Source organism: Enterobacter cloacae complex sp. SHL012 (genome assembly GCF_049237505.1).
GTDB lineage: Bacteria > Pseudomonadota > Gammaproteobacteria > Enterobacterales > Enterobacteriaceae > Enterobacter > Enterobacter kobei.
The window spans coordinates 114,457-137,109 of the sequence record NZ_JBMKIZ010000006.1; the positions used below are offsets into that span (position 1 = coordinate 114,457).

At 52.0% G+C, this 22,653-nt stretch carries 22 protein-coding genes and 1 tRNA gene; 13 read left to right on the forward strand and 10 right to left on the reverse strand.

The features are described from left to right. Nucleotides 1-187 precede the first annotated feature (187 nt). Complete coding sequence (gene xanP, locus ACOTY9_RS18430) at nt 188-1,579, forward strand: xanthine/proton symporter XanP (protein ID WP_014881972.1); 1,392 nt, start codon at nt 188-190, stop codon at nt 1,577-1,579. A 118-nt stretch (nt 1,580-1,697) separates the two neighbouring features. After that, on the forward strand, nt 1,698-3,392 hold the full coding sequence (locus ACOTY9_RS18435) for an AsmA family protein (RefSeq protein WP_421637391.1): 1,695 nt from the start codon (nt 1,698-1,700) through the stop codon (nt 3,390-3,392). Nucleotides 3,393-3,478: 86 nt separating this feature from the next. On the opposite strand, the gene yicI is transcribed toward ACOTY9_RS18435, so the two are convergent. Then, the gene (yicI, locus tag ACOTY9_RS18440) at nt 3,479-5,797 is read right to left on the reverse strand and encodes an alpha-xylosidase (protein WP_348566022.1); all 2,319 of its coding nucleotides are present in this window, start codon (nt 5,795-5,797) and stop codon (nt 3,479-3,481) included. Nucleotides 5,798-5,809: 12 nt separating this feature from the next. After that, on the reverse strand, nt 5,810-7,201 hold the full coding sequence (locus ACOTY9_RS18445; RefSeq protein WP_023331710.1) for a glycoside-pentoside-hexuronide family transporter: 1,392 nt from the start codon (nt 7,199-7,201) through the stop codon (nt 5,810-5,812). Between the two features lie 291 nt (nt 7,202-7,492). Between ACOTY9_RS18445 and ACOTY9_RS18450 the strand changes: the two genes are divergently transcribed. The 4 genes from ACOTY9_RS18450 to drt3b all read left to right on the forward strand — a co-directional run bounded on the left by ACOTY9_RS18450 (nt 7,493) and on the right by drt3b (nt 11,523). Next, a tRNA-Sec gene (locus ACOTY9_RS18450) sits at nt 7,493-7,587 on the forward strand. Between the two features lie 107 nt (nt 7,588-7,694). Continuing rightward, nucleotides 7,695-8,309: an SLATT domain-containing protein gene (locus tag ACOTY9_RS18455; RefSeq protein ID WP_348566023.1), complete on the forward strand. Its 615-nt coding sequence runs from the start codon at nt 7,695-7,697 to the stop codon at nt 8,307-8,309. A 23-nt stretch (nt 8,310-8,332) separates the two neighbouring features. After that, nucleotides 8,333-9,565: an antiviral reverse transcriptase Drt3a gene (gene drt3a / locus ACOTY9_RS18460; protein WP_213783220.1), complete on the forward strand. Its 1,233-nt coding sequence runs from the start codon at nt 8,333-8,335 to the stop codon at nt 9,563-9,565. A 2-nt stretch (nt 9,566-9,567) separates the two neighbouring features. Further along, nucleotides 9,568-11,523: an antiviral reverse transcriptase Drt3b gene (gene drt3b / locus ACOTY9_RS18465; RefSeq protein WP_213783221.1), complete on the forward strand. Its 1,956-nt coding sequence runs from the start codon at nt 9,568-9,570 to the stop codon at nt 11,521-11,523. 111 nt (nt 11,524-11,634) lie between these two features. Here drt3b and ACOTY9_RS18470 read toward each other — a convergent pair whose 3' ends face one another. Continuing rightward, entirely contained in the window at nt 11,635-11,826 is a 192-nt protein-coding gene (locus ACOTY9_RS18470) for a hypothetical protein (RefSeq protein ID WP_213783222.1), read from the reverse strand. A 125-nt stretch (nt 11,827-11,951) separates the two neighbouring features. Here ACOTY9_RS18470 and ACOTY9_RS18475 point away from each other — a divergent pair, with 125 nt between their 5' ends. From ACOTY9_RS18475 to ACOTY9_RS18485, 3 genes are all read left to right on the forward strand, one after another. Next, nucleotides 11,952-12,293: a SymE family type I addiction module toxin gene (locus ACOTY9_RS18475; RefSeq protein ID WP_213783223.1), complete on the forward strand. Its 342-nt coding sequence runs from the start codon at nt 11,952-11,954 to the stop codon at nt 12,291-12,293. Nucleotides 12,294-12,842: 549 nt separating this feature from the next. Further along, nucleotides 12,843-13,193 (forward strand): type II toxin-antitoxin system RelE/ParE family toxin, encoded by a 351-nt coding sequence (locus ACOTY9_RS18480; protein WP_063434484.1) that lies wholly within the window; start codon nt 12,843-12,845, stop codon nt 13,191-13,193. Continuing rightward, a complete protein-coding gene (locus tag ACOTY9_RS18485) occupies nt 13,190-13,489 on the forward strand; it encodes a helix-turn-helix domain-containing protein (protein WP_063614463.1) in 300 nt (99 codons plus the stop codon). Before ACOTY9_RS18480 ends, ACOTY9_RS18485 begins: the two co-directional genes overlap by 4 nt. A 29-nt stretch (nt 13,490-13,518) precedes the next feature. Here ACOTY9_RS18485 and ACOTY9_RS18490 read toward each other — a convergent pair whose 3' ends face one another. The 3 genes from ACOTY9_RS18490 to ACOTY9_RS18500 form a co-directional block, all read right to left on the reverse strand. Further along, complete coding sequence (locus ACOTY9_RS18490; RefSeq protein ID WP_063614464.1) at nt 13,519-13,956, reverse strand: acetyltransferase; 438 nt, start codon at nt 13,954-13,956, stop codon at nt 13,519-13,521. A 101-nt stretch (nt 13,957-14,057) separates the two neighbouring features. Beyond that, nucleotides 14,058-15,056 carry a class I SAM-dependent methyltransferase gene (locus ACOTY9_RS18495; RefSeq protein WP_348566024.1) on the reverse strand — a complete coding sequence of 333 codons (999 nt, stop codon included), beginning with the start codon at nt 15,054-15,056 and terminating at the stop codon, nt 14,058-14,060. A gap of 78 nt (nt 15,057-15,134) precedes the next feature. After that, nucleotides 15,135-15,659, reverse strand: a complete 525-nt coding sequence (locus ACOTY9_RS18500) for a lipocalin family protein (RefSeq protein WP_014881956.1) — start codon at nt 15,657-15,659, stop codon at nt 15,135-15,137. 117 nt (nt 15,660-15,776) lie between these two features. Here ACOTY9_RS18500 and ACOTY9_RS18505 point away from each other — a divergent pair, with 117 nt between their 5' ends. The 4 genes from ACOTY9_RS18505 (at nt 15,777) to ACOTY9_RS18520 (ending at nt 19,309) form a co-directional block, all read left to right on the forward strand. Further along, the gene (locus ACOTY9_RS18505; RefSeq protein ID WP_014881955.1) at nt 15,777-16,502 is read left to right on the forward strand and encodes a MerR family transcriptional regulator; all 726 of its coding nucleotides are present in this window, start codon (nt 15,777-15,779) and stop codon (nt 16,500-16,502) included. 99 nt (nt 16,503-16,601) lie between these two features. Next, entirely contained in the window at nt 16,602-17,012 is a 411-nt protein-coding gene (gene uraH / locus ACOTY9_RS18510; RefSeq protein WP_014881954.1) for a hydroxyisourate hydrolase, read from the forward strand. 102 nt (nt 17,013-17,114) lie between these two features. Further along, complete coding sequence (locus ACOTY9_RS18515) at nt 17,115-18,074, forward strand: DUF523 and DUF1722 domain-containing protein (protein WP_348566025.1); 960 nt, start codon at nt 17,115-17,117, stop codon at nt 18,072-18,074. 146 nt (nt 18,075-18,220) lie between these two features. After that, a complete protein-coding gene (locus ACOTY9_RS18520; protein WP_014881952.1) occupies nt 18,221-19,309 on the forward strand; it encodes an AAA family ATPase in 1,089 nt (362 codons plus the stop codon). 43 nt (nt 19,310-19,352) lie between these two features. Here the strand turns inward: ACOTY9_RS18520 and ACOTY9_RS18525 are convergent, their stop codons facing one another. The 4 genes from ACOTY9_RS18525 to ACOTY9_RS18540 form a co-directional block, all read right to left on the reverse strand. Beyond that, entirely contained in the window at nt 19,353-20,306 is a 954-nt protein-coding gene (locus ACOTY9_RS18525; protein ID WP_110820503.1) for a GlxA family transcriptional regulator, read from the reverse strand. Between the two features lie 26 nt (nt 20,307-20,332). Beyond that, nucleotides 20,333-21,112, reverse strand: a complete 780-nt coding sequence (locus ACOTY9_RS18530) for an MBL fold metallo-hydrolase (protein WP_348566026.1) — start codon at nt 21,110-21,112, stop codon at nt 20,333-20,335. 120 nt (nt 21,113-21,232) lie between these two features. Further along, nucleotides 21,233-22,033, reverse strand: a complete 801-nt coding sequence (gene nlpA / locus ACOTY9_RS18535) for a lipoprotein NlpA (RefSeq protein ID WP_014881949.1) — start codon at nt 22,031-22,033, stop codon at nt 21,233-21,235. Between the two features lie 147 nt (nt 22,034-22,180). Then, a complete protein-coding gene (locus tag ACOTY9_RS18540; protein ID WP_014881948.1) occupies nt 22,181-22,600 on the reverse strand; it encodes a GNAT family N-acetyltransferase in 420 nt (139 codons plus the stop codon). Nucleotides 22,601-22,653 lie beyond the last annotated feature (53 nt).

Below are 22,653 nucleotides of genomic sequence, written 5' to 3' on the forward strand. Positions count from 1 at the left end.
GGCGTTATCCTGGCCGGTTTGCGCTCTTCATGAGCCACCGGCGCAAAAAGTGTAATTTTTTTTCCCGACGGGTTGTAGAAAACCTGCTCACAACGGCAGATTTTCTTCCCTTTTTTTGCTGGCAATCGTTTGCTTTTACCAGGTGGTCAGATAAAATGCCCGCTTTTCCACCGTGGGATTGCCGCCGATGTCCGTTAACACCATAGAGTCGCCTGATGCGCAACCGATTGCGCAGAAGCAAAATAGCGAACTGATTTACCGCCTTGAAGATCGCCCGCCACTGCCTCAGACGCTTTTCGCGGCCTGCCAGCATCTTCTGGCGATGTTTGTCGCGGTGATCACCCCGGCGCTGCTGATCTGCCAGGCGCTCGGTTTACCGGCGCAGGATACGCAGCACATCATCAGTATGTCCCTCTTCGCCTCTGGCGTGGCCTCAATTATTCAAATTAAAGCGTGGGGTCCGGTGGGGTCGGGATTATTGTCGATCCAGGGTACCAGCTTTAACTTCGTGGCGCCGCTGATCATGGGCGGCACAGCCCTGAAAACCGGCGGTGCGGATGTCCCGACCATGATGGCGGCGCTGTTCGGCACCCTGATGCTGGCAAGCTGCACGGAAATGGTCATCTCCCGCGTGCTGCATCTGGCGCGCCGCGTCATTACCCCGCTGGTCTCCGGCGTGGTGGTGATGATTATCGGCCTGTCGCTAATTCAGGTCGGCCTCACCTCCATCGGCGGCGGCTATGCCGCAATGAGCGACCATACCTTCGGCGCGCCGAAAAACCTGCTGCTGGCGGGCGTCGTGCTGGCGATCATTATTCTGCTGAACCGCCAGCGTAACCCTTACCTGCGCGTGGCTTCGCTGGTGATCGCCATGGCAGCCGGTTATCTGCTGGCGTGGGCGCTGGGCATGTTGCCGGAGAACACCGCACCGACCAACAGCGCGCTGATCACCGTCCCCACGCCGCTGTACTACGGTCTGGGCATTGACTGGGGTCTGCTCCTGCCGCTGATGCTGGTCTTTATGATCACCTCTCTGGAGACCATCGGCGATATCACCGCTACCTCCGACGTCTCCGAGCAGCCGGTGTCCGGCCCGCTGTACATGAAGCGCCTGAAAGGCGGCGTGCTGGCGAACGGCCTGAACTCGTTTGTTTCTGCGGTATTCAATACCTTCCCGAACTCCTGCTTCGGCCAGAACAACGGCGTGATCCAGCTGACCGGCGTCGCCAGCCGCTACGTGGGTTTTGTGGTGGCGCTGATGCTGATCGTCCTCGGCCTGTTCCCGGCGGTGAGCGGCTTTGTGCAGCACATTCCTGAGCCGGTGCTGGGTGGCGCAACGCTGGTGATGTTCGGGACTATCGCAGCGTCCGGGGTGCGTATCGTCTCCCGCGAACCGCTGAACCGCCGGGCAATCATGATTATCGCGCTGTCGCTGGCCGTGGGTCTGGGCGTTTCTCAGCAGCCGCTGATCCTGCAGTTTGCCCCTGACTGGGTGAAAAACCTGCTCTCTTCCGGCATCGCCGCGGGCGGTATCACCGCTATTGTGCTGAACCTCGTTTTCCCGCCTGAAAAGAACTGATCCCCTTCACGGCAGGCAGTCAATGCCTGCCGTGACATCTATTTACACCATTCCCGCCTTGAGGATTGCGCATAAATCGTGCATAACTCCCTTATGTACGTTTGCGGGATGGAAGACCATGAAATTTATTGGAAAGCTGCTCGTCTATCTTCTGGTAGCCCTGCTCATTGTGATACTGGCGCTCTATATTCTGCTCCAGACCCGCTGGGGCGCGGCTCAGGTCAGCAGCTGGGTGACGGTGAATACCGATTACGAACTCAGTTTCGACAAGATGAATCACCGCTTTTCGTCGCCTTCCCATCTTATTCTGGAAAACGTCACCTTCGGGCGGGACGGTAAACCTGCCACGCTGGTAGCCAAAAAAGTTGATATCGGCCTGAGCAGCCGTCAGGTGACCGATCCGCTGCATATGGACGCCATTACCCTTTTCGATGGCACGCTGAACCTCTCGCCGCAGACGGCACCGCTGCCCTTGCAGGCCGATCGTCTTCAACTGAGCAACATGGCCTTTAACAGCCCGAATACCGAATGGGATCTGAGCGCGCAGAAGGTGACGGGCGGCGTCAGCCCATGGCAGCCGGAAGCCGGCAACGTGCTGGGGAAAAATGCGCAGATACAGATGAGCGCTGGCTCGCTGACCCTTAACGGCGTCCCGGCCACCAACGTGTTAATTGAGGGCCAGCTTAACGGCAAGGAGGTGGTGCTGAACACTATCGGGGCCGATATGGCGCGCGGTTCGCTCACCGGCTCCGCCCTGCGTAACGCCGACGGAAGCTGGGTTATCGACACCCTGCGTCTGAATGAGATCCGCCTGCAGAGCGACAACACGCTGACAGCCTTCTTTGCCCCGCTGGCCACCCTCCCTTCTCTGCAAATAGGCCGTCTGGAGGTCACCGACGCCCGGCTGCAGGGCCCGGACTGGGCGGTGACCGACCTCGATTTAAGCCTGCGCAACCTGACGATAAGCAAAGGCGACTGGCAAAGTCAGGACGGGCGTTTGTCCATGAACGCCAGCGAGTTTATCTACGGCTCGCTGCATCTGTTTGACCCGATCCTGAACGCAGAGTTTTCCCCGCAGGGTATGGCGCTGCGCCAGTTTACCTCCCGCTGGGAAGGCGGCATGGTGCGCACCTCCGGCAACTGGCTGCGCGACGGCAAAGCGCTGGTGCTGGACGATGTCGCCATCGCCGGTCTGGAATACACCCTGCCGCAGAACTGGAAAACGCTGTGGATGGAGCCGCTACCGGAATGGCTGAACAGCGTCACGCTGCAAAAATTCGGCCTGAGCCGCAACCTGGTGATCGACATCGATCCCGCCTTCCCGTGGCAGATCACCTCCCTGGATGGCTACGGTGCCAACCTGCAGCTGGTGAAAGACCGCCAGTGGGGCGTGTGGAGCGGCAGCGCAACCCTGAACGGCGCGGCGGCGACCTTTAACCGCGTGGACGTGCGCCGTCCGTCGCTGGCGTTGAATGCCAACGCCGCCACGGTGAACATTACCGACCTGAGCGCATTTACCGAGAAAGGCATTCTGGAAGCGACGGCGACGGTTTCGCAGTTGCCGCAACGGCAAACCACCGTCAGCCTTAACGGGCGCGGCGTGCCGCTCAACGTGCTGCAGCAGTGGGGCTGGCCAGCGCTACCGGTGACGGGCGACGGCAATATTCAACTCACCGCCAGCGGCAGCGTGCAGGCCAATGCGCCGCTGAAGCCGACGGTGAACGGCAAGCTGAGCGCGGTGAATATGGATAAACAGCAGGTAGAGCAGACGATGACGGGCGGTGTGGTGTCGACGGTGGCTCCGGTACAGTAAATAGCCCGGTGGCGGCTATGCCTTACCGGGCCTACATGGGATCGTAGGCCGGGTAAGGCATAGCCGCCACCGGGCATTTTTATCGCTCAGAGGTGAACCACCACCTCATTCCCCTCCGCTTTTACCACCACGCCCCACTCGCTTCCCGCATGTGAACCGCCTTTCACGCCGCCCACCTTCTGCACGTTGCGCAAGCACACCGACCAGTTTCGCGCCTCACCCACGCCGGTCAGGGTCACGGTATCGCCCTCTCGTGACGCTTTCAGCGTAAACGCCACCGCGCCGTCCGCCGCAGGCACTTCACTCACCGCCGTTGCGCCATCCTCCAGGTTAAACAGCTGGAAGGCCGTGCCCTCGTTCCACGCATAGTCTGGTTTCTGGCTGTTATTGCCCAGCGCCAGCAGGGTGTTATCGCGCACATAGACTGGCAGGCTGCGGAAGTCGTGCTGTTGCTTATGCCAGCGGCTACCCTGAATTTCGTCGTTATGCCACAGGTGCGTCCAGCGTCCTTCAGGTAGCCAGAACTGTACATCGCCCTCCTCTGAGAACACCGGCGCGACCATCACCGCATCCCCCAGCATGTACTGGCGGTCAAGATAATCGCACGCCGGATCGTCCGGGAACTCCAGCATCATCGCCCGCAGCATCGGCGTACCGCACTCGCGCGCCAGCGCCGCCTGACGGTACAGATACGGCATCATCCGGCACTTCAGCTGCGTAAAGTGACGCACCACGTCGCAGGATTCGTCATCGTACGCCCACGGCACGCGGTAAGATTTACTGCCGTGCAGGCGGCTGTGGCTGGATAAAAGCCCGAACGCGCACCAGCGCTTGTAGACGTGCGCCGGGGCGGTGTTTTCGAATCCGCCGATATCGTGGCTCCAGAACCCAAAGCCGGACAGGCCAATCGACAGCCCGCCGCGCAGACTTTCCGCCATCGACTCATAGTTGGCGTAGCAGTCACCCCCCCAGTGAACGGGGAACTGCTGCGCGCCCACGGACGCCGAGCGGGCAAACAGCACCGCCTCTTGCTCACCCACGGTCTCTTTCAGCACGTTCCACACCAGTTCGTTGTAGATGTAGGCGTAATGGTTATGCATCTTCTGTGGATCGGATCCGTCAAACCACTGCACGTCCGTCGGGATGCGCTCGCCGAAGTCGGTCTTAAAGCAGTCGACGCCGATGTCCACCAGGCCTTTTAGCTTGTCGGCATACCACCGGCACGCTTCCGGGTTAGTGAAGTCATAAATTGCCAGCCCCGGCTGCCACTTGTCCCACTGCCACAGGGAGCCGTCCGGGCGCTTGAGCAGATAGCCCTTCTCTTTCAGTTCGCGAAATACCGGCGACTTCTGGCCGATGTACGGGTTAATCCACACGCAGACCTTCAGCCCTTTCTCCTTCAGGCGGCGGATCATCCCTTCCGGATCCGGGAAGGTCACCGGGTCCCACTCAAAATCACACCACTGGAAGGCCTTCATCCAGAAGCAGTCGAAGTGGAAGACGTGCAGCGGCAGATCGCGCTCGGCCATGCCGTCGATAAAGCTGTTAACCGTCGCTTCGTCGTAGTTAGTGGTGAACGACGTGGTCAGCCACAGGCCGAACGACCACGCGGGCGGCAGCGCCGGACGCCCGGTGAACCGCGTATAGCGGTTGAGCACATCTTTTGGCGTCGGGCCGTCGATCACGAAGTACTCGAGATATTCCCCTTCGACGCTGAACTGCACTTTGGAGACTTTCTCCGAACCCACTTCGAACGAGACGTTTTCCGGGTGATTCACCAGCACGCCGTAGCCACGGTTGGTCAGATAAAACGGGATGTTTTTGTAGGACTGCTCGGTGCTGGTGCCGCCGTCGCGGTTCCACGTTTCGACCGTCTGGCCGTTGCGCACCAGGGCGGTGAAGCGCTCGCCCAGACCGTAGACCGTTTCGCCCACGCCGAGGTCGAGACGTTCAAACAGGTAGTTGCGTTCGGTGTTGGTGTCCTGCACGTAACCGTTGTTTTTCAGCTGGCTGCCGGTAATGCGCTGGCCGTTGCGCAGGAAGTCCAGCGCCCAGAATTCCCCTTTGGTGACGCGCACGCTGACGCTTCCGCTTTTCAGCTCGGCAAATTCCGCGTTGTTTTCAATCTCGACCTTCACGTCTTTCAGCACGTTCAGCGGATAGTGCGGGCCGTTGTCCAGCGCGCCCTGGAAGTGCTCGATGCGCACCCCGACAATCCCCTCCTGCGGGGCAAACAGGCGCACCGTGAACATGAGCGTGTCGAGCTGCCAGGTGCGCTCACGCACGTCGCGCGGCGCAACGTACACCACCAGGTCATTGCCCTGCTGCTCCACGTCGAACACCTGAACCGGATACGTCACGTTCAGACCCGGTTGAATAAGCCAGTTTCCATCACTGATTTTCATGCTTTCGTCCTCTTAGTTCTGCAATTCTTTGCTGACCGGCAGGTTTTCAAACTCCTGCTGATTGCGGCGCGCACCCTGCGCCAGCTCGCCCAGGATTTTGGTCAGGAAGGGGGTTTTCAGCGTGTAGTAGCGTTTGGCGATAATGGCGCTCAACACGTAGCAGACCGCCGGGGCAAGGGTAAACAGGCCGATAATGATGCTGATGGTCGCGCTGTTCTGGGTTTTGGCTGCCGCGTCGTAGCCGCCGCCTGCCAGCATCCAGCCGATCATCGCCCCGCCCAGCGCCAGGCCAAGCTTCAGCACGAACAGCGTGCCCGCAAAGCTGATCCCGGTCAGACGTTTGCCGTTGGTCCATTCGCCATAGTCGACGGTATCGGACATCATCACCCACTGGATCGGCGTCACCAGCTGGTGCAGCACGCCGATGACGAAGATAAAGGCGAACATCACCACGGTGGCATGCATCGGCACAAAGAACATCGCTACGCTCACCACCGCCAGCGCGGCGTTGGTCCACCAGAAGATGCTGACCTTACACTTCCAGTCGGTGAGCGGTTTCGCCAGCGCGGAGCCGATCAGGTTGCCGACGCAGTAGGTGGTGAGGAACGCGACGAACACTTCCGGCGAGCCCATGATCCAGGTGCAGTAGTACATCATCGCGCCGCCGCGCACGCAGACGGCGAGGATGTTGAGGATGGTCAGCACGCCAACGATGCGCCACTGATCGTTCCGCCAGATGTCGCGCAGATCTTCCCGCATGGCGGTGGTGCTCGGCGGCACCTGGATGCGCTCTTTGGTGGTGAAGAAGCAGAACGCCAGCATCAGGAACGCGACCACCGACAGGACGGCGATCCCGCCCTGGAAGCCGAACGCTTTATCGTCGCCGCCGATCAGGTTCACCAGCGGCATCATCAGCACCGTGGAGAGCATGCCGCCCGCCGTCGCCAGCACGAAGCGCCAGGATTGCAGGGAGATACGCTGCGTCGGGTCGTTGGTGATCACCCCGCCCAATGCGCAGTACGGGATGTTAACCACGGTATAGAGCAGGGTCAGCAGCGTATAGGTAATGGCGGCATACACCATTTTGCCGTTGAGGCTGAGATCCGGCGTGGTATAGGCCAGCACGCAGACGATGCCGAACGGGATGGCGCCGAACAAAATCCACGGGCGGAACTTGCCCCAGCGGCTGCGGGTGCGGTCGGCAATCAGCCCCATACATGGGTCGGAGATTGCATCCAGCGCACGGGCGAGCAGGAACATGGTGCCGACAAACCCGGCGGGAATGCCGAAAATATCGGTGTAGAAAAACATCATATACAACATAACGTTATCAAAAATGATGTGGCTGGCGGCGTCTCCCATGCCGTAGCCAATCTTCTCTTTTACTGACAATACTTCGCTCATCTTTTATTCATCCTTCACGCTGTAGGGGGCGCTGAGACCGGTTACATTGGTTTTAAACCATTGTTTCATGAGCGGGTATTGCGTTTTCTGGTTAGCAGATTACGTTTCTTGTTTTTTGTGATCGCGGTAAATGTCGGAGAGCACAAAACGCTAACCTGAGGATTTTCTTAAGAATTAACTGAAACAGGGGGGTACAGGTCAAAAGAGAGGTGAAAAAAGTGTGTCGGGGTATGTGGTAAATGCCTGAAAGTAGCTATAATGCGCCCCGCCTCCATGTAGCAATGCAGGCGCGGAAGATCGTCATCTCCGGTGAGGTGGCTGGACTTCAAATCCAGTTGGGGACGCCAGCGTTCCCGGGCAGGTTCGACTCCTGTGATCTTCCGCCAAAATTCATTTAGTTCCCCAAACTTTTATTAATTATCATTTTATCAATTTGATGAATTCGTATTTCATTTGCTATAGTAAATAGATTAAATAACAATGGATAATTCAAATGCACTCGAGTTTAATGTTACTTAGAAAAAGAATGAAGTCCACTGCTTATGCACGTTTTTTTTCTGCCCGTCGCTATGACCGATTAAATAACCACTCCTTATTTTCATTATCGCTATCTTCCTTTATTTTAATTTTTATCACCCTAATACAAAAGTATTCGAATGGAAAAATCTTTGATGCTAACGACCTGGAATTGGTCCAACTATTATCATCTATTACTATTGCAACACTATCAATCGTAGTTGCATTTTCATCATATTCAATTAAGTCAGAAAAAATGAGAGTTAGCGGTGAAGAAATTAATGAACTAATATCTAAGATCGATCATATCTCTGATCTTCCTTGGAATCTTGAAAGTATCAATAAGACTAAGAAAATTAGAGCAAAATATGAGATTTTAAAATCTAAATCACTAAATCACAAAAATTTCGAATTTATATATGGTAAAACAGAGAAAAAAAGAGAAGAATCACAAAATAATATCCTCATTGATAATGAAATAAAATTCAGCTCGCGTCTTGATAATTATTTACCATTTATACCTTATATTATCATCTCGTCATTCTCGGTAGTATTATTCTTTTATGGTTTTTTAAAATATATTTTTTATTAAAAAGTTTATAAGGATATATTAAAATGCTGAATCAATCGTTTGACGATAAAACACTTTTAAAATTAACCACAAAAAAAGAGATAATAGACTTCAAACTAGGAAGAAACATTTCTGAATATACAGCTTCACTTTCAACGATAGCTAGCAGGATAACAAATAAAACCTTCACCTTTCATACTCTTAACACATTCACTTATAATAATAAAACAGTATACAGAGTAAGTTCACCTGAAGAATACTATGCTCTTCGAAAAATCTCGGATAATATAAAAAGATTGTATAGAATAAAATATTCACATAAAGAAGACATAATATCTCAGGTAACCAATATTCTTTCAGATACATCATCATATAATTTAATAAGACTGGACGTAAAGGATTTTTTTGAAACAATCAACTTTGAATGTTTAATAAACAAATTAGAAGCAGATAATATATTATCTCATATAAGTTTAAAAATACTAAAATCTCTTAGATCAAATATAGCACCTACTACAAAGGGATTGCCTCGTGGGCTTTCAATAAGCTCAGTTCTTTCAGAGATTTACATGGAAGAAATCGATAGTCATATTCGCTCGGAAGCTGGCGTTTACTTTTATGCTCGCTATGTAGATGATATAATCATCATAACTCATGATGAAAAGCTCGACATGAACTATTTGATAAATATATTCTCCGAAAAGGGTTTATCGCTAAACAGCAAGTCAAATAGTTATAAAATAGCAGCAATAGATGCTATGGATAAAACCATTAAATTCAACTTCCTTGGCTATGACTACTGCATACATCAAATTAATAACAATTATAAACTACGTAAGTTAACCATTGATATGTCAGAAAAAAAAATAAAGAAAATAAAAACAAGAATTATACATGCAATACTTTCATATAGTAAAGATCCTGATGAAATTTTACTTACTAAAAGAATACAATTCCTCACTGGAAATTACACTGTAAAAATAGATACTAATTATCAAAAACAATATTCTGAAGAAGATCCTCATTCATTGAAAGGGGGGGTTTATTACAACAATAAATTTATAAATACATATGATAACTTATCAACTCTAAATGACTATCTTAAGAAATTGCTATTTTGTAAAAAAACGAACTCTATTGGAAAAGCCGTTCAAAAAATCCCATTATCAACGAGAAGAAAACTGATCTCCCATTGCTTTATAAATGGTCATAGTAAAGCTATTTTTCATGAATTCTCGCAAAACGATATTCAAAAAATCAAACAGTGCTGGAGTTGAATGTGTCTAGATATATTAAACTAACTAAAAGTGACTTTAATAGAGTTATATTAACTGATGTCCTACCTTATGAACTTCCGTTTATTTTTACAAATGAAGGTTTTTATAATTCTTTAAAAAACAAGACAATAAAAAACTCACCTTTTCTATCTAAAATACTTTTACAGTATACTGATAAAAAACCATATGAATATTATATTAAAAAAGATAAAAATTCTGACAGAAAGTTATATCTCATACATCCATCAAGCCAAATTAAGTTCACTGAGGTATATAAAAAATACGCAACGCTAATTACACATTTATGCTCAAGAAGTTCTTATAGCTTAAGAGCAGCTAACAGTGTAGCAAGCTTATACTACGAAAAATCTAGTTTTAGAGCTCATGATAAATATAAAGATGAAGGTGTAGAGGGTGACATCGAAAATGTTCCACCTAAATACGCCAGCTCCTTTTTCAAATATAAAAGATATGATTTTTTATATAAATTTTATGATAGTTATGAATTTCATAAGATTGAAAAAAAATTCCATTCATTATTGAAACTAGACATTTCAAAGTGCTTTGATTCAATTACAACCTCAATGCTTATGACTAGTTTAAGAAGTGAAGATATAGCAAAAGAAGCAATGAAACATAATAATTTTGAAAATGCTTTCTCTTCAGCTTTAGAACAAGCGAACTATGGAAGAACTCATGGTATTGTTATCGGCCCTGAATTCTCTAGGATTTTTGCAGAGATCATACTTCAATCAATTGACATACAGATTAAGAAATCATTATCCATAGATAAATTACATGAAGGAAATGATTATGTAATAAAAAGATATGTTGATGATTATTTTTTATTTTTCAACAAAGAAAACATTCGAGATAATGTCTTACAAGTTATAAAAAAAGAATTAGAGAAATACAAACTTTATTGCAATGAATCCAAATATTTAGAATATAAAACCCCCATAATAACATCTGTAACATCTGCAAAAATAAAAATCCAGGAAAGATTGGAGACACTTTTCGATGTCCTAGAATCAGAAACAACTGTTAATATTAATGATGAAGAATCAACTCCACATCATAACATTTCTATAATTAAAAACCTAAATCGCTACGATCTTCTAGCTAATAGAACTATTAGAGATATCAAGTGCTTAATTAAAGATTCAAATGTCGATTTCAACAGCATTACTGGATATTTATTTACATTAATAAAAATAAAGGTATCCGCTTTGGATCGCGACCTGAAAAATATCGAAAATGAAACACAAGAAGAAAGATTATGTCGATTCATTTTAATTTTACTTGAACTGACATTTTTCATTTACTCGATGGATTTGCGCGTCCGAAGCACATATTTAGTCAGCCAAATAATTATCATATTAAAGCGATTATCAGATAATATACGGGAAGAAAAAAAAGAGCGAATTTTAAAAAAAATAAGTGATGAATCAACGTCAATACTTAATTTCTTTATCAAGAACAAACCAGTTTACAGTCTAGAGATTTTAAATTTAATAATCACACTAGGATCTTTTACTGAAAATACAAAAATATCTTGCGATAAATTACTTGATATACTCGGCATAAGTGACGATACATGCCATTACTTCGAAATGATGGTAGGTCTTTTTTATATCAAGAATGATAAAAAATACCTCAAAATTAAAAATAAAATTGTTTCTAGAATTAAAACAATGATGAGCGAAAGCAGCTCTCTAATTTATTCAGAGCAATCACACATTTTCTTTGATTCTATTTCTTGCCCATACATAACGAAAAAAGACAAACTTAAAGTAATATCTATCACTTTAGAAAAAAATAATTACCCACTTGATGAAATACTTCAAATATACGAAATACTCTCATCTCGTTCTTGGTTTGTAGAATGGGATAATGAGGCATCTATTATTGAAAAACTGCTACAAAAAAAGGAATTGAGAACACCCTATGGAAACTGATATGATTAAAGAGGTCGCATGAATACTGAGTTTGTTAACTCTGTCTACACACACTAAATCGCTTGTGACCGATGGCATAACTTGCAAAAAGTTATGCCATTTTTTTTCGATTTAACCTTTTGGGGTAATTCCTCGGCCAAGTAATGCTTCCCTAGCTAACCCTTTTAACCAACTAGCCAAACTCACCCCTTCCTCAGCCGCCACAGTATCCAGCTGTTCTTTCAATGCCGGATCAATACGCATCTTAAACTGCGGAGACTGCCCACCGCCTTTTGGTTTTTTTTCGCGCGATATGATTGACATGAGGCCACCTATCCATCTACTCTGCCATATATAGGAGGCCACCTAAACCTCCTCTACTAACAACGCCCCGATGTGCGGGAACACAGCCGGAGCGTCTAACCTCACCAACTATCAAGGAGTTGATTATGGCTGATTCGCATTCTACCCCAGACACCGACCAATCCGGAACCGAGCGTTCGTTAATTGTGGGATACCGCCCGAATGTTTTCGACAAATCCACGCCCAATATCATTCTGTCTGGCAAGTGGCTGCGTGCCGCAGGCTTTGATACCGGACAGCAGGTCACCGTCAAGGTGATGAAAGGGTGCATCGTTCTGGTGGCGTATAGCGAGCAGGAGCAGCGGTTACAGGACGATTATAAACGGACGAAAGCAAAGCTCGTTGAGATAGAGAATGCACTCGCAGCGATTCAAATTCAGCATCCTGGAAAGCGCCTCGTAAAATCAAATACAAACCACCTGGCTTAGCGGCGGTTTCTGGCTTCCTGAAGGCAGGCAAGGTTATTCGTTAAGAAGACGGAGCCGACATGGTTGATAAAAACAAAATCTAATTTCCGGCTGGTGAATTTGTTATGTTGCCAGTGAGGACGGTAAGGTTCGCATCCCATGTCGATTTGAACATGAAACGCTTTGGCTGTCGCAAGCAGCCATTGCGGCTCTTTAACAAGTCTCTCCTCAAGCCATTACTGGGCATATTAAAGCCGTTTGCGAAGAAGTTAAGCTTAAATAAAAAAACAACATGTAAGGCTTACTTACAAGTTCAGCAAGAAAGTGGCTGGTAAATGGAAAAAGAATCTAAAGAGTAGCCATAGTCATACTGCCCCCTACCTTCCTTGCCAGCATGACTCGAAAAAACACTGGAAGACGCCTCGCAATTTCTCACAAATACAATCATTTAGATGCACCGTATTTGTCATACTTCTGCCACTCGCTACCTGGTTGCCAATGACAGCCATTGCATTTATTAACTACAGCTTATATCCTGTATATAAGCTACAGCTTATCATGGAAGAGAGCATGTGGACGGTACTGTTCGGAAAGGTGTTTGAGCTATGGTTGCTTGAACAGGAAGAAGGGTTACAGGAAAAGGTACTGGCAGACATGCTAAATCTACAAAACTATGGACCTCGTCTTCCTCGTCCTTATGCCGATACTGTAAAAGGCTCGCAATATAACAATATGAAAGAGTTACGTATTCAATACGCTGGCCGTCCGATTCGTGCTTTATTCGCATTTGACCCCGAACGTCAGGCGATTGTGCTTTGCGCAGGCAACAAGAGTAACGACAAGGCATTTTATGAAAAACTCATTCGCATTGCAGATGATGAATTTACCCGGCATTTGACAAGCCTGGAGACAGCCAAGTGAAAACCCTAAATGAATTAATTACATCACGCTCACCGGAAAGCCAACAACGAATTAAAGAAATGGCAGAGGAAATGATCCTTGAAACGGGTCTGCAACTTTTACGTGAAGAGCTCAGACTTTCGCAAAAAAATGTTGCCGAGCTAATGGGGGTGAGCCAGCCCGCAGTAACACAAATAGAGCAACGTGGAAATGAACTAAAAATTGCCACTCTTAAGCGCTACATTGAGGCAATGGGTGGGAAACTTTGTATTGACGTTGAACTTCCAACAGGAAAACGCGTTGCGTTTCATATCTAACAAGTGTGATTCCTGCGTTAAGTAAATATTTACTTAGCCAACCGCATATGCAGCAACGGAAACGCATCCCCCTGCCCGTCAAGTTCCGAGCGCCCGACCTGCTCGAATCCCATATGCCGATAAAACGCGACTCCCTGCGGATTCTGCTCATTCACGTCCACTTCGTTCGCGCCGAACTCTGCGATGGCGTGTTTAAGCAGCAGTTTCCCGACACCCTTCCCGCGGCTCGCATCATCCACAAACAACATTTCAATGCGGTTTTCATCCACGCCTAAAAAGCCGTGAATAACGCCTGCGTCATCGCGGGCTATCACGACCTTGAGGTTGGGGAGATACGCGTTGAGCAATAGCGGACGCAGCGCCGCAATATCGCTTTCCTGTAAAAAGTGATGAGTGGCGCGGACGGAGGATTCCCAGATCGCGACCAGGCGTTCGAAGTGGGAGGGGTGTGCGGTTTCGATTTTCATGGGGGGATCATGATTGGAAAACCGAACAATTTCAAGCCACTCCTTGCGGTCTGTCCCCCCTCACCCTAACCCTCTCCCTCAGGGAGAGGGAATAAACAGTGCTACACCCTCACTTCCATCACCGCATACACCCCATCCTTCGGCACGACCACGGTGACGTTTTCCACCGGTACGCCCGCCGCCAGGTGAATATCCTGCAGCTGCTGTAGCGTCCTCGGGTGGATATCTTCCCAGCCGATACCGCGCAGCACAAAGTCAATCTGCGGGCTGCTGGTCAGCATGTTTGAGACAATCACCGCCCCGCCGGGCTTGACCAGCCGCAGCGCGCGCTGGAGAAAAATCACCGCGTCGGCGTCGTTGAAGTATTCGAAAATCCCCAGCGCGTCGACCAGTTCGGCCTGATGCTCGCCCAGCTCCAGCAGCAGGTCCTCGTTACGCACCAGCGTGTGCACCAGGTTGCGCCTGAGCAGGGTCAGCTGTTCGCCCACCACAATGCCTTCCTGCGCCGCCATGGTTTCGGCCCAGCTAAGCGCCACGGGGTCTTTATCCACCAGCGTGAGATAGACCTGTTGACCATCGAACTTTGCTTCGCGCAGCGCCTCCAGCACCGGAATGGCGGCGCCGCTTGCCAGGCTTAGCCAGTTGTTCTCGCTCTCATTGTGAATGTACTTCTCCACCAGCGCGGCAAGCACCCGGGCGCGGGCGCGCACGCCGATGGCATCGTTCGCGTGGATAAACCACTGGCGACTGTCGCTGTCCATCTTTGTGCCGTCCGGCAGGCGATCCTCAAGCGGGTTTTGCACCACAAACAGCGCCAGCGCGGAAGGCACCAGCCGGGTTCGCCATGCGGTAAGCGCCGGACGGTTGCGGAAAGCCTGCTCGGAATAGCGGTTCTGCGGGACGAGCACGGCCTGCCCCCCTTCCTGATATTCGACCTGCGGAGGGCGAAGCGCTGGCTCGGCTTTCAGCGCCCGATCGAGCGCAGCGATTTCACGGGCAGCATCGTCTTTCATCGGCCACTGGTCGCTGACGTCGGGAAAGGACGCACTGAAAATCATCATGTTTTTCGGTGCGTCACCACGAAAAGGCTGCCAGATCATAACGTCTTCCCTCCGTTGGGCTTTTAACGGAAGTCTATCCAGGCGAGTCCGTAATACCCTACGAAGAAAGCACGATCTTTACTGCTTCACCCACACCAGTTGGTCAACCCGGAAGCCCAGACTGCGCGCGGTGTTCAGGTAATCCTGCTTCACCGCATCCGGGATGGTCGGCGTGCGTGACAAAATCCACAGATAATCGCGGTTCGGGCCGCTGACCAGCGCGTACTGGTACTTGTCGTCCAGTTTGATTACGTTATACCCGCCGTAGAACGGACCGAAGAACGACACCTTCAGCGCGGCGGTGGTCGGCTCGCCGGTGAAGTACGCTTTCCCCTCGCTTTCATTCCACTTGTTTTTCACCGGATCGTAACCCCGGTTCAGCACGCTGATACCGCCGTCGCTGCGCTTGCCGTAGGTGGCGGTCACCTGCTCCAGACCGCGTTCAAAGCGGTTTTCAAGGCGCGCGACTTCGTACCATTTGCCGAGATAGCGGCTGGCTTCAAAATGAGTAATAGGCTGCACGCCTTTCGGCGGCGTAGGGGATTTACAGGCAACCAGGGTCAGCGCAATGGCAACACCGGTCACAACAGGCCATAGCTTCATGAGAATTCCTTTCATTTGCACGGTTGGATGTTAAGTGTAGTGCACCGTTTCGGCGCTTCATCCCGTTCGGGAAAATTCGTAGTATATTGAGAGTATTCCTCTACTCTGGACACGGACATGGCTTACTCCATCGGCGAATTCGCCAGACTCAGCGGCATTACCGCCACCACCCTCCGGGCGTGGCAGCGTCGCTACGGTTTACTCAAGCCACAGCGCACGGAAGGCGGTCACCGCCAGTACAGCGATGAGGACGTCCAGCAGGCGCTGAAAATCCTCGACTGGGTCAAAAAAGGCGTCCCAATCGGCCAGGTCAAACCGCTGCTGGAGCGCCCGACGCTGGGGCGGACCAACAACTGGCAAACCCTGCAGCAGAACATGCTGCAGCGCCTGCAGGACGGCAAAGTCGAATCCCTGCGCCAGATGATTTACGACGCCGGACGCGAGTACCCAAGACCAGAGCTGGTCGCGAACGTGCTGCGTCCGCTGCGCAGCCAGGTCTCGGCTAACGTTGCCGCCGCCATGACCCTGCGCGCGATCCTCGACGGCATCATCATCGCCTACACCTCGTTTTGTCTCGAAGGTGATAAGAAAGCGCCGGGCGACAATATTCTGCTCAGCGGCTGGCATCTCAACGACCCGTGCGAGATCTGGCTCGAAGCCCTAACGCGCACCGGTCAGGGTCACCGGATCGACATCCTGCCGGTTCCCCCTGCCACGCTGGCTCCGGAGATTTTCCCGGAGCGGAAATGGCTTCTGGTCACCAGCGGCAAACTTACCGCCGGACGGAAAAAGCAGCTGGAGCAGTGGCAGCAGCAGGTATCGCTTGAAGTGATTATCCTCTGATCATTTTCTGCTGTGGGAATCTTCACGAAAAGTTGAATATTTTCCCGCGCCGCAGATGCTAACGTTTTCCTGTGACGAATAACTCCACAGGAAAACACCATGAAAAAAACAACCCCTCTGCTGTTCCTGGCCGCCATGGCCTTTGCCCCTGCCGCCTTTAGCGCCCCTGCCGGCACGCTGAGCGTCCACATTCTCGACCAGCAAACCGGGATGCCGCCATCAGACGTGACCGTTACGCTGGAGAAGCAGCAGCAGGACAAATGGACCCCGGTTGCCAGCGGCAAAACCGACCACGACGGACGTATCAAATCGCTCTATCCGCAGGACCAGGACATGCAGCCTGGCGTGTATAAAGTGACCTTTAAAACCGCAGAGTACTTCCACGGCAAAAAGCTGGACACCTTCTTCCCGGAGATCCCGGTGCTGTTTACCGTGACCCGCACCAACGAAAAGCTGCACATCCCGCTTCTGCTGAGTCAGTACGGTTACTCGACCTACAAGGGCAGTTAAGACGCATTGATTCTAAAGGAATAAAAAAAATAGTTCCGCGAATACTTGGACAAATTAGTCATGTTGTGTAAGTTTTAATTATATGAACGGGAGAACCACACCATGACAACGAAACCTGTGCTCGGTATTAGCGGATGTTTGACCGGCTCCGCCGTACGCTTTGACGGCGGACACAAGCGTATGGGCTTCGTTATGGATGAGCTGGCCCAGTGGGTGAATTTCCGCCCAGTCTGCCCGGAAATGGCGATCGGCCTGCCGACGCCTCGCCCGGCCATACGCCTGACGCTGACGGACAGCGGCGAGACGCAGCTCCGTTTCAGCAAGCCGCCTCATGATGACCTCACGCAGAAAATGGCCGACTTTACGGGGGAATATCTGCCAAAAATCGGCGATCTTTCGGGATTTATCGTCTGTGCAAAATCCCCAAGCTGCGGCCTGGAACGCGTGCGGCTGTACGATGAAAACGGCAACCGGGGCCGCAAGGAGGGCGTCGGGCTGTTCACCGCCGCCCTTCTTGAAACCTACCCGTGGCTGCCCGTCGAGGAAGATGGTCGGCTGCACGACCCTGTGCTGCGGGAAAACTTTATTGAGCGGGTATTTGCCCTGCACGAGCTAAACACGCTGCGCGCTAAAGGTCTGACGCGACGTGGGCTGCTGGATTTCCACAGCCGCTATAAATTGCAGCTGCTGGCGCACCATCAGGCGGGCTACCGTGAAATCGGTCCGTTCGTTGCCTCGCTGCACGAGTGGGAAGACCTGGACGCCTTCTTTGTGGCGTACCGGGAAAAGCTGATGACCATCCTGAAAAAACCGGCTTCGCGTAAGAACCACACCAACGTGCTGATGCATATTCAGGGGTATTTCCGCAACCAGCTAAACACCCGCCAGCGCGGTGAGTTGCGCGACGTGATCCTGCACTATCGCAACGGGCAGTTGCCTATTCTCGCCCCGATCACGCTGCTGAAGCACTACCTGGCCGAATATCCTGACCAGTATCTGATGACGCAAAACTACTTTGATCCCTATCCTGATGATTTGGGTCTGCGTCTGGCAGTCAAGTGATCACAAAAATGCGAAGGCCCCATTGACCCGTAGAGGCCCAAAGCAGTACCCCGTTTAGACGACATCCTCACTGTCGTCTCTTTTTTGCATTTAACCTCAAAGACTGTGATTATATACAGGCTTATTCTGCAAAAAAGGGCCTGCCCGTGATCAACACCCTGCACATTCAAAACTACCGCTCCATCCGCGAGATGTCGCTTGAGCTGGAGCAGCTAAACATCGTCTTCGGCCCGAACGGCACCGGGAAATCCAATATTTACAAGGCGATACACCTGATGCACAGCGCCGCTCAGGGGCAGTTCTCCCAGGCGCTGGCGAACGAGGGCGGCATTCTGAAGGTGTTCTGGGCAGGCAAAACCCGCAGCGACCAGCTGCGGCGGATGAACCTGGCGGTGGAAACCGAGACCTACGAATACGAGCTGCAGGTCGGGTTTGTGGAGAGACTGCCCTATCCCTCGCAGTTTCAGCTCGACCCGGTGATCAAAGAGGAGTCCATCTGGCTGAGCGGCCAGCATCGACGCCCGTCGTCACAGCTGATGAAGCGTAAGAATCAGGCGGTGTTTCTGAATAACGTGCATCACGAGAAAGTGACCCACAGCGGCACGCTGTACGAGAACGAATCGGTGTTCGGGCAGCTCGGCGAACCGCATCTTTACCCGGAAGTGTCGCAGATGCGCGAGTCCCTGCGTAACTGGCGCTTTTATCATGAGTTTTCCGTCTCATCCGGCTCGGCGATGCGTGCCCCGCAGGTCGGGTTCCGTTCCCCGGTGCTGGCCAGCGACGGTGCCAACCTGGCGGCGGCGTTTCAGACCATCGTGGAGATTGGCGACGAACTGCTCCTGATGCGCATCCTCGACCAGGCCTTCCCCGGCTGCGTGTTTTACAGCGACAACACCGGCGGACGTTTTCGCATGATGATGCAGCGCGAGGGGCTGAGCAGGCCGCTGGAACCGGCGGAGTTCTCCGACGGCACCCTGCGCTTTCTGTGCCTGGCGGTGGCGCTGTTAAGCCCGCGCCCACCGGCGTTTATCGCGTTGAACGAACCGGAAAACAGCCTGCATCCGCAGATGCTGCCCGCGCTGGCGAGCTTAATCGCCGAGGCCAGCCGCTACTCGCAGATTTGGCTCACCAGCCACTCGCCGGAGCTGGCGAAGTTGATTGAGAAACAGAGATCGTTTTCGCTGTACCAGCTGTCGATGGCGGAGGGGGAGACGAAGGTGGAGAGGCTGGGGTAGCTCAATCTCTTCATACCCAACTTACCGGGGTGGAACTTCCACGCTAGCTATGCAGACGAAACGTCTTTCGCCACTCCGCAGGACTTACCCCAAAACGCGCCTTAAACTGCTGTCGCCAGGTGACGGCAGAATTAAATCCCACCAGCTCGGCCACGCGTTCAATCGGCATATTTCCGGCTTCAAGCAGGATCTGGCTACGCCGCAGGCGTTCGGCGGTAAGCCAGTCGGCGACGCTCATTCCTGTGGCTTTAATAAAGTGACGGGTCAGCGTGCGGCGGCTCATCGAAACCACCTCCGCCAGCGAGTCCAGGCTATGCGGTTCGGTGATGTGCTGCTGTAGATAGTCGATCAGGCAATTGATACGTGCATCGCGGGTGTCATTCGGAACAGGCTGAGCAATAAACTGCGCCTGACCGCCCTCGCGGTGCGGCGGCACAATCATCCGCCGGGCAATCTGGTTGGCGACCACGCTGCCAAAGCGCTGACGAATGATATACAGGCAACAGTCCAGCGCGGCGGCGGTACCGGCAGAGGTGATGATATTGCCGTCATCCACATAGAGGGCATTGATATCCAGCTGGACGTGCGGAAAGAGCGACTGGAACTGATTTTCGAACTCCCAGTGGGTGGCAGCGCGCTTGCCGTCGAGAATGCCCGCATAGCCCAGCACAAACGCCCCCAGACACAGCCCGACGATTTCCGCGCCGTTGTCTCTCGCCTGCACCAGGCTGTCGAGCAGCGTCTGAGGCGGGCGTTCGAGGACGTGCTGCCAGTAGGGAACAACGACTATATCGGCCCGACCAATGGCGGTGTAGTCCTGCGTGGCGTTGAGGGCGAACCCGTCTTTTGAGGTGAGGAACCCCGGCGTTTCGGCGCAGATCGTCACGTTAAAGCGCTTTTCGCCGGAGACGGAATCGCCAAACAGAATGCAGGGAACGGAGTAGTGGAACGGGCTGAACCCGTCTACCGCGACAATCGCGACGTTGATTAGCGACATCTGTCTCTCCTTTCCCTTTAACGCACTCAGAATATAACGGTTTCGCCATCCTGGGGAATGGTCACTGCGTCACCCACCTGATTGGCTTCAACGTACTCACGCAGCGCGCTGCGGGTCAACAGGCAGTGGTTAATCGCCTCCATATGGCTCGCCACTATTTTGGCCTGTGGGAGCAGGAAATGAACGTTGAGCACATCTTCCTGGCCCATAATGATGGGCCCAAAACCAAGCACGTGGGCATATCCGGCATTAAGTACCACCACGTCCGGCTGGTGCTTTTGCAGATCGGCCGCCACCGCGTCACGCCAGACGGTATCCCCGGCAAGATAGAGCGTCTTCTCATCGGGATGACGCAGCACCACGCCACAGGCCTCGCCCAGCCGCTCCGCCAGCTCCGGCACGGCGTAGGCCCGGTCGGTACCGTGCTGCCCCCCGTGGGTTTTCGTAATCTGAATATCGCCGAAGAAGGTCGCGTCGGTCATGACCGTCAGGTTGCTAAACCCCTGGCTGCGCAGCAGCGCGGCGTCACGGTCGTTTTGCACGTAGATCGGCTTGTCTTTGGCGATCAGCTCCGCCGCGGCGCGATCCCAGTGATCGTCATGGGTATGGGTGACAATCACTGCATCGGCGTTCAGCAGCGTGTTGACGTTAACGGGGAGCTCAACCATTGGGTTACGGCGTTCGGCATGCGCCGTGCCGGGAAAGCCCGGATAAGCATCTTTCGAGGCCAGCATCGGGTCGATTAAAAGACGTTTCCCGGCGTAGGTAATCAGCAGGGTGGCGTTGCGAATTTGGGTAATGTTCATGGGCTATCCTCCGGTTGGTGTGATAAGGAGGATAGCCCGACGTCGCAGGTCACGCTGTGGGTTAAAGGGCGATTACCGATGGAATCGGGCCAATTTAAACCCCGCGTTTTCAGGCAGAATTTACCAGCCCGGTACCGCTCCGCCGTTAAAGATCGTCTCAGCCGCTTTCGCCACTTCCGGTGACTGATACGACTGGATAAATTCCTTCACGTTCTCCGCGTCTTTGTTGTCTTCGCGTGCCACCACGATGTTCACGTACGGCGAATTTTTATCTTCTATAAAGACGCTGTCATGCACCGGCGACAGCCCGGTTTGCTGAAGATAGGTGGTGCTGATGATGGCGACATCCACTTTGGGATCGTCCAGCACGCGCGGCAGTTGTGCCCCTTCCAGCTCCATGATGTTCAGATGTTTAGGGTTAGCGGTAATATCCAGCGCCGTCGGCAGCAGGCCGGTGTCTGGCTTCAGGGTAATGAGCTTCTCTTTTTGCAGCAGCAACAGCGCGCGGCCAAGGTTGGTTGGGTCGTTTGGAATGGCAATGGTCGCACCGTTCTTCAGGTCCGAAACGGATTTGATTTTGCGTGAATAACCGGCCATCGGGAACACGAAGGTATTCGCCACGGCAACCAGCTTGTAGCCATGCGCCTTGTTATCTTCTGCAAGGAACGGACGGTGCTGAAAGACATTGGCATCCAGCTCCCCCTGGTTGGTAGCATCGTTAGGCAATAGCGAGCCGCTGAAGCCGACCAGCTCCACGTCCAGACCATATTTCTCTTTCGCCACCTTTTTGGCGACTTCCGCCACGTCCTGCTCGGCGCCGTTGATGACGCCTACTTTAATGTGTCTGGCATCGCTGCCATTTTGATCGCACCCTGCCAGCAGCAGGCCAGCGAGGACCAGCGCACCCAATCGACGTTTCACGAGACAGTTCCTTTTGCTGAATGTTTCAATGACTATATCGACAACGAGGCGGGGAAATAAAAAACGAAAAAGAATCAATAAGAAGGATAAGTTATATGCGGGTATCGCCGGGTGGCTCTGCGCTTCCCCGGCCCGCAGAATCAGAATTTAAAGCGCTTTCGTCAGGTAATGACGCTGCATACCCGGGTATGGGTAATCCTGCAAAGACATCTGCAGCTGGTAGCCCTGTTTTTCATAGAACGGGCGCGCCTGGAAGCTAACGGTATCCACCAGCGCGTGCTTGCAGCCTTTACGCCTGGCTTCATTTTCCGCCGTGTTGATAAGCTGGCTGCCCACACCGCTGCCCCGTACGGTATCGCTCACCCAGAGATAGTCGATATTCAGCCAGTCGCCTTTACGTACGCCGATTAAGCCGCCCAGCATGACGCCCTTTTCGTCTCGAACGTAAACGCCTATGTCACCGCTAAAGTTCGTCAAATCGAGGAACCGTCCGTTATAGGCTCTCAGACCCACAAGTAGCTCTTCTTTTTCCTGCGGCGTGACGGCGTCGGTAATGCTCAAGTGCATATTTTCTCTCCTTGTTTTCTGTGCCGTCTCACTATCGCACACCGGTGGCGTGG

What these genes read in the sequence shown, in the direction of transcription:
- ACOTY9_RS18445 (WP_023331710.1), bottom strand. Translation starts at nt 7,201, where the DNA reads ATGAGCGAAGTATTGTCAGTAAAAGAGAAGATTGGCTACGGCATGGGA.
- xanP (WP_014881972.1), top strand. Translation starts at nt 188, where the DNA reads ATGTCCGTTAACACCATAGAGTCGCCTGATGCGCAACCGATTGCGCAG.
- ACOTY9_RS18475 (WP_213783223.1), top strand. Translation starts at nt 11,952, where the DNA reads ATGGCTGATTCGCATTCTACCCCAGACACCGACCAATCCGGAACCGAG.
- drt3a (WP_213783220.1), top strand. Translation starts at nt 8,333, where the DNA reads ATGCTGAATCAATCGTTTGACGATAAAACACTTTTAAAATTAACCACA.
- ACOTY9_RS18500 (WP_014881956.1), bottom strand. Translation starts at nt 15,659, where the DNA reads ATGAAGCTATGGCCTGTTGTGACCGGTGTTGCCATTGCGCTGACCCTG.
- ACOTY9_RS18495 (WP_348566024.1), bottom strand. Translation starts at nt 15,056, where the DNA reads ATGATCTGGCAGCCTTTTCGTGGTGACGCACCGAAAAACATGATGATT.
- ACOTY9_RS18525 (WP_110820503.1), bottom strand. Translation starts at nt 20,306, where the DNA reads ATGTCGCTAATCAACGTCGCGATTGTCGCGGTAGACGGGTTCAGCCCG.
- uraH (WP_014881954.1), top strand. Translation starts at nt 16,602, where the DNA reads ATGAAAAAAACAACCCCTCTGCTGTTCCTGGCCGCCATGGCCTTTGCC.
- ACOTY9_RS18490 (WP_063614464.1), bottom strand. Translation starts at nt 13,956, where the DNA reads ATGAAAATCGAAACCGCACACCCCTCCCACTTCGAACGCCTGGTCGCG.
- ACOTY9_RS18480 (WP_063434484.1), top strand. Translation starts at nt 12,843, where the DNA reads ATGTGGACGGTACTGTTCGGAAAGGTGTTTGAGCTATGGTTGCTTGAA.
- ACOTY9_RS18470 (WP_213783222.1), bottom strand. Translation starts at nt 11,826, where the DNA reads ATGTCAATCATATCGCGCGAAAAAAAACCAAAAGGCGGTGGGCAGTCT.
- ACOTY9_RS18455 (WP_348566023.1), top strand. Translation starts at nt 7,695, where the DNA reads ATGCACTCGAGTTTAATGTTACTTAGAAAAAGAATGAAGTCCACTGCT.
- ACOTY9_RS18540 (WP_014881948.1), bottom strand. Translation starts at nt 22,600, where the DNA reads ATGCACTTGAGCATTACCGACGCCGTCACGCCGCAGGAAAAAGAAGAG.
- ACOTY9_RS18505 (WP_014881955.1), top strand. Translation starts at nt 15,777, where the DNA reads ATGGCTTACTCCATCGGCGAATTCGCCAGACTCAGCGGCATTACCGCC.
- yicI (WP_348566022.1), bottom strand. Translation starts at nt 5,797, where the DNA reads ATGAAAATCAGTGATGGAAACTGGCTTATTCAACCGGGTCTGAACGTG.
- ACOTY9_RS18515 (WP_348566025.1), top strand. Translation starts at nt 17,115, where the DNA reads ATGACAACGAAACCTGTGCTCGGTATTAGCGGATGTTTGACCGGCTCC.
- ACOTY9_RS18435 (WP_421637391.1), top strand. Translation starts at nt 1,698, where the DNA reads ATGAAATTTATTGGAAAGCTGCTCGTCTATCTTCTGGTAGCCCTGCTC.
- ACOTY9_RS18530 (WP_348566026.1), bottom strand. Translation starts at nt 21,112, where the DNA reads ATGAACATTACCCAAATTCGCAACGCCACCCTGCTGATTACCTACGCC.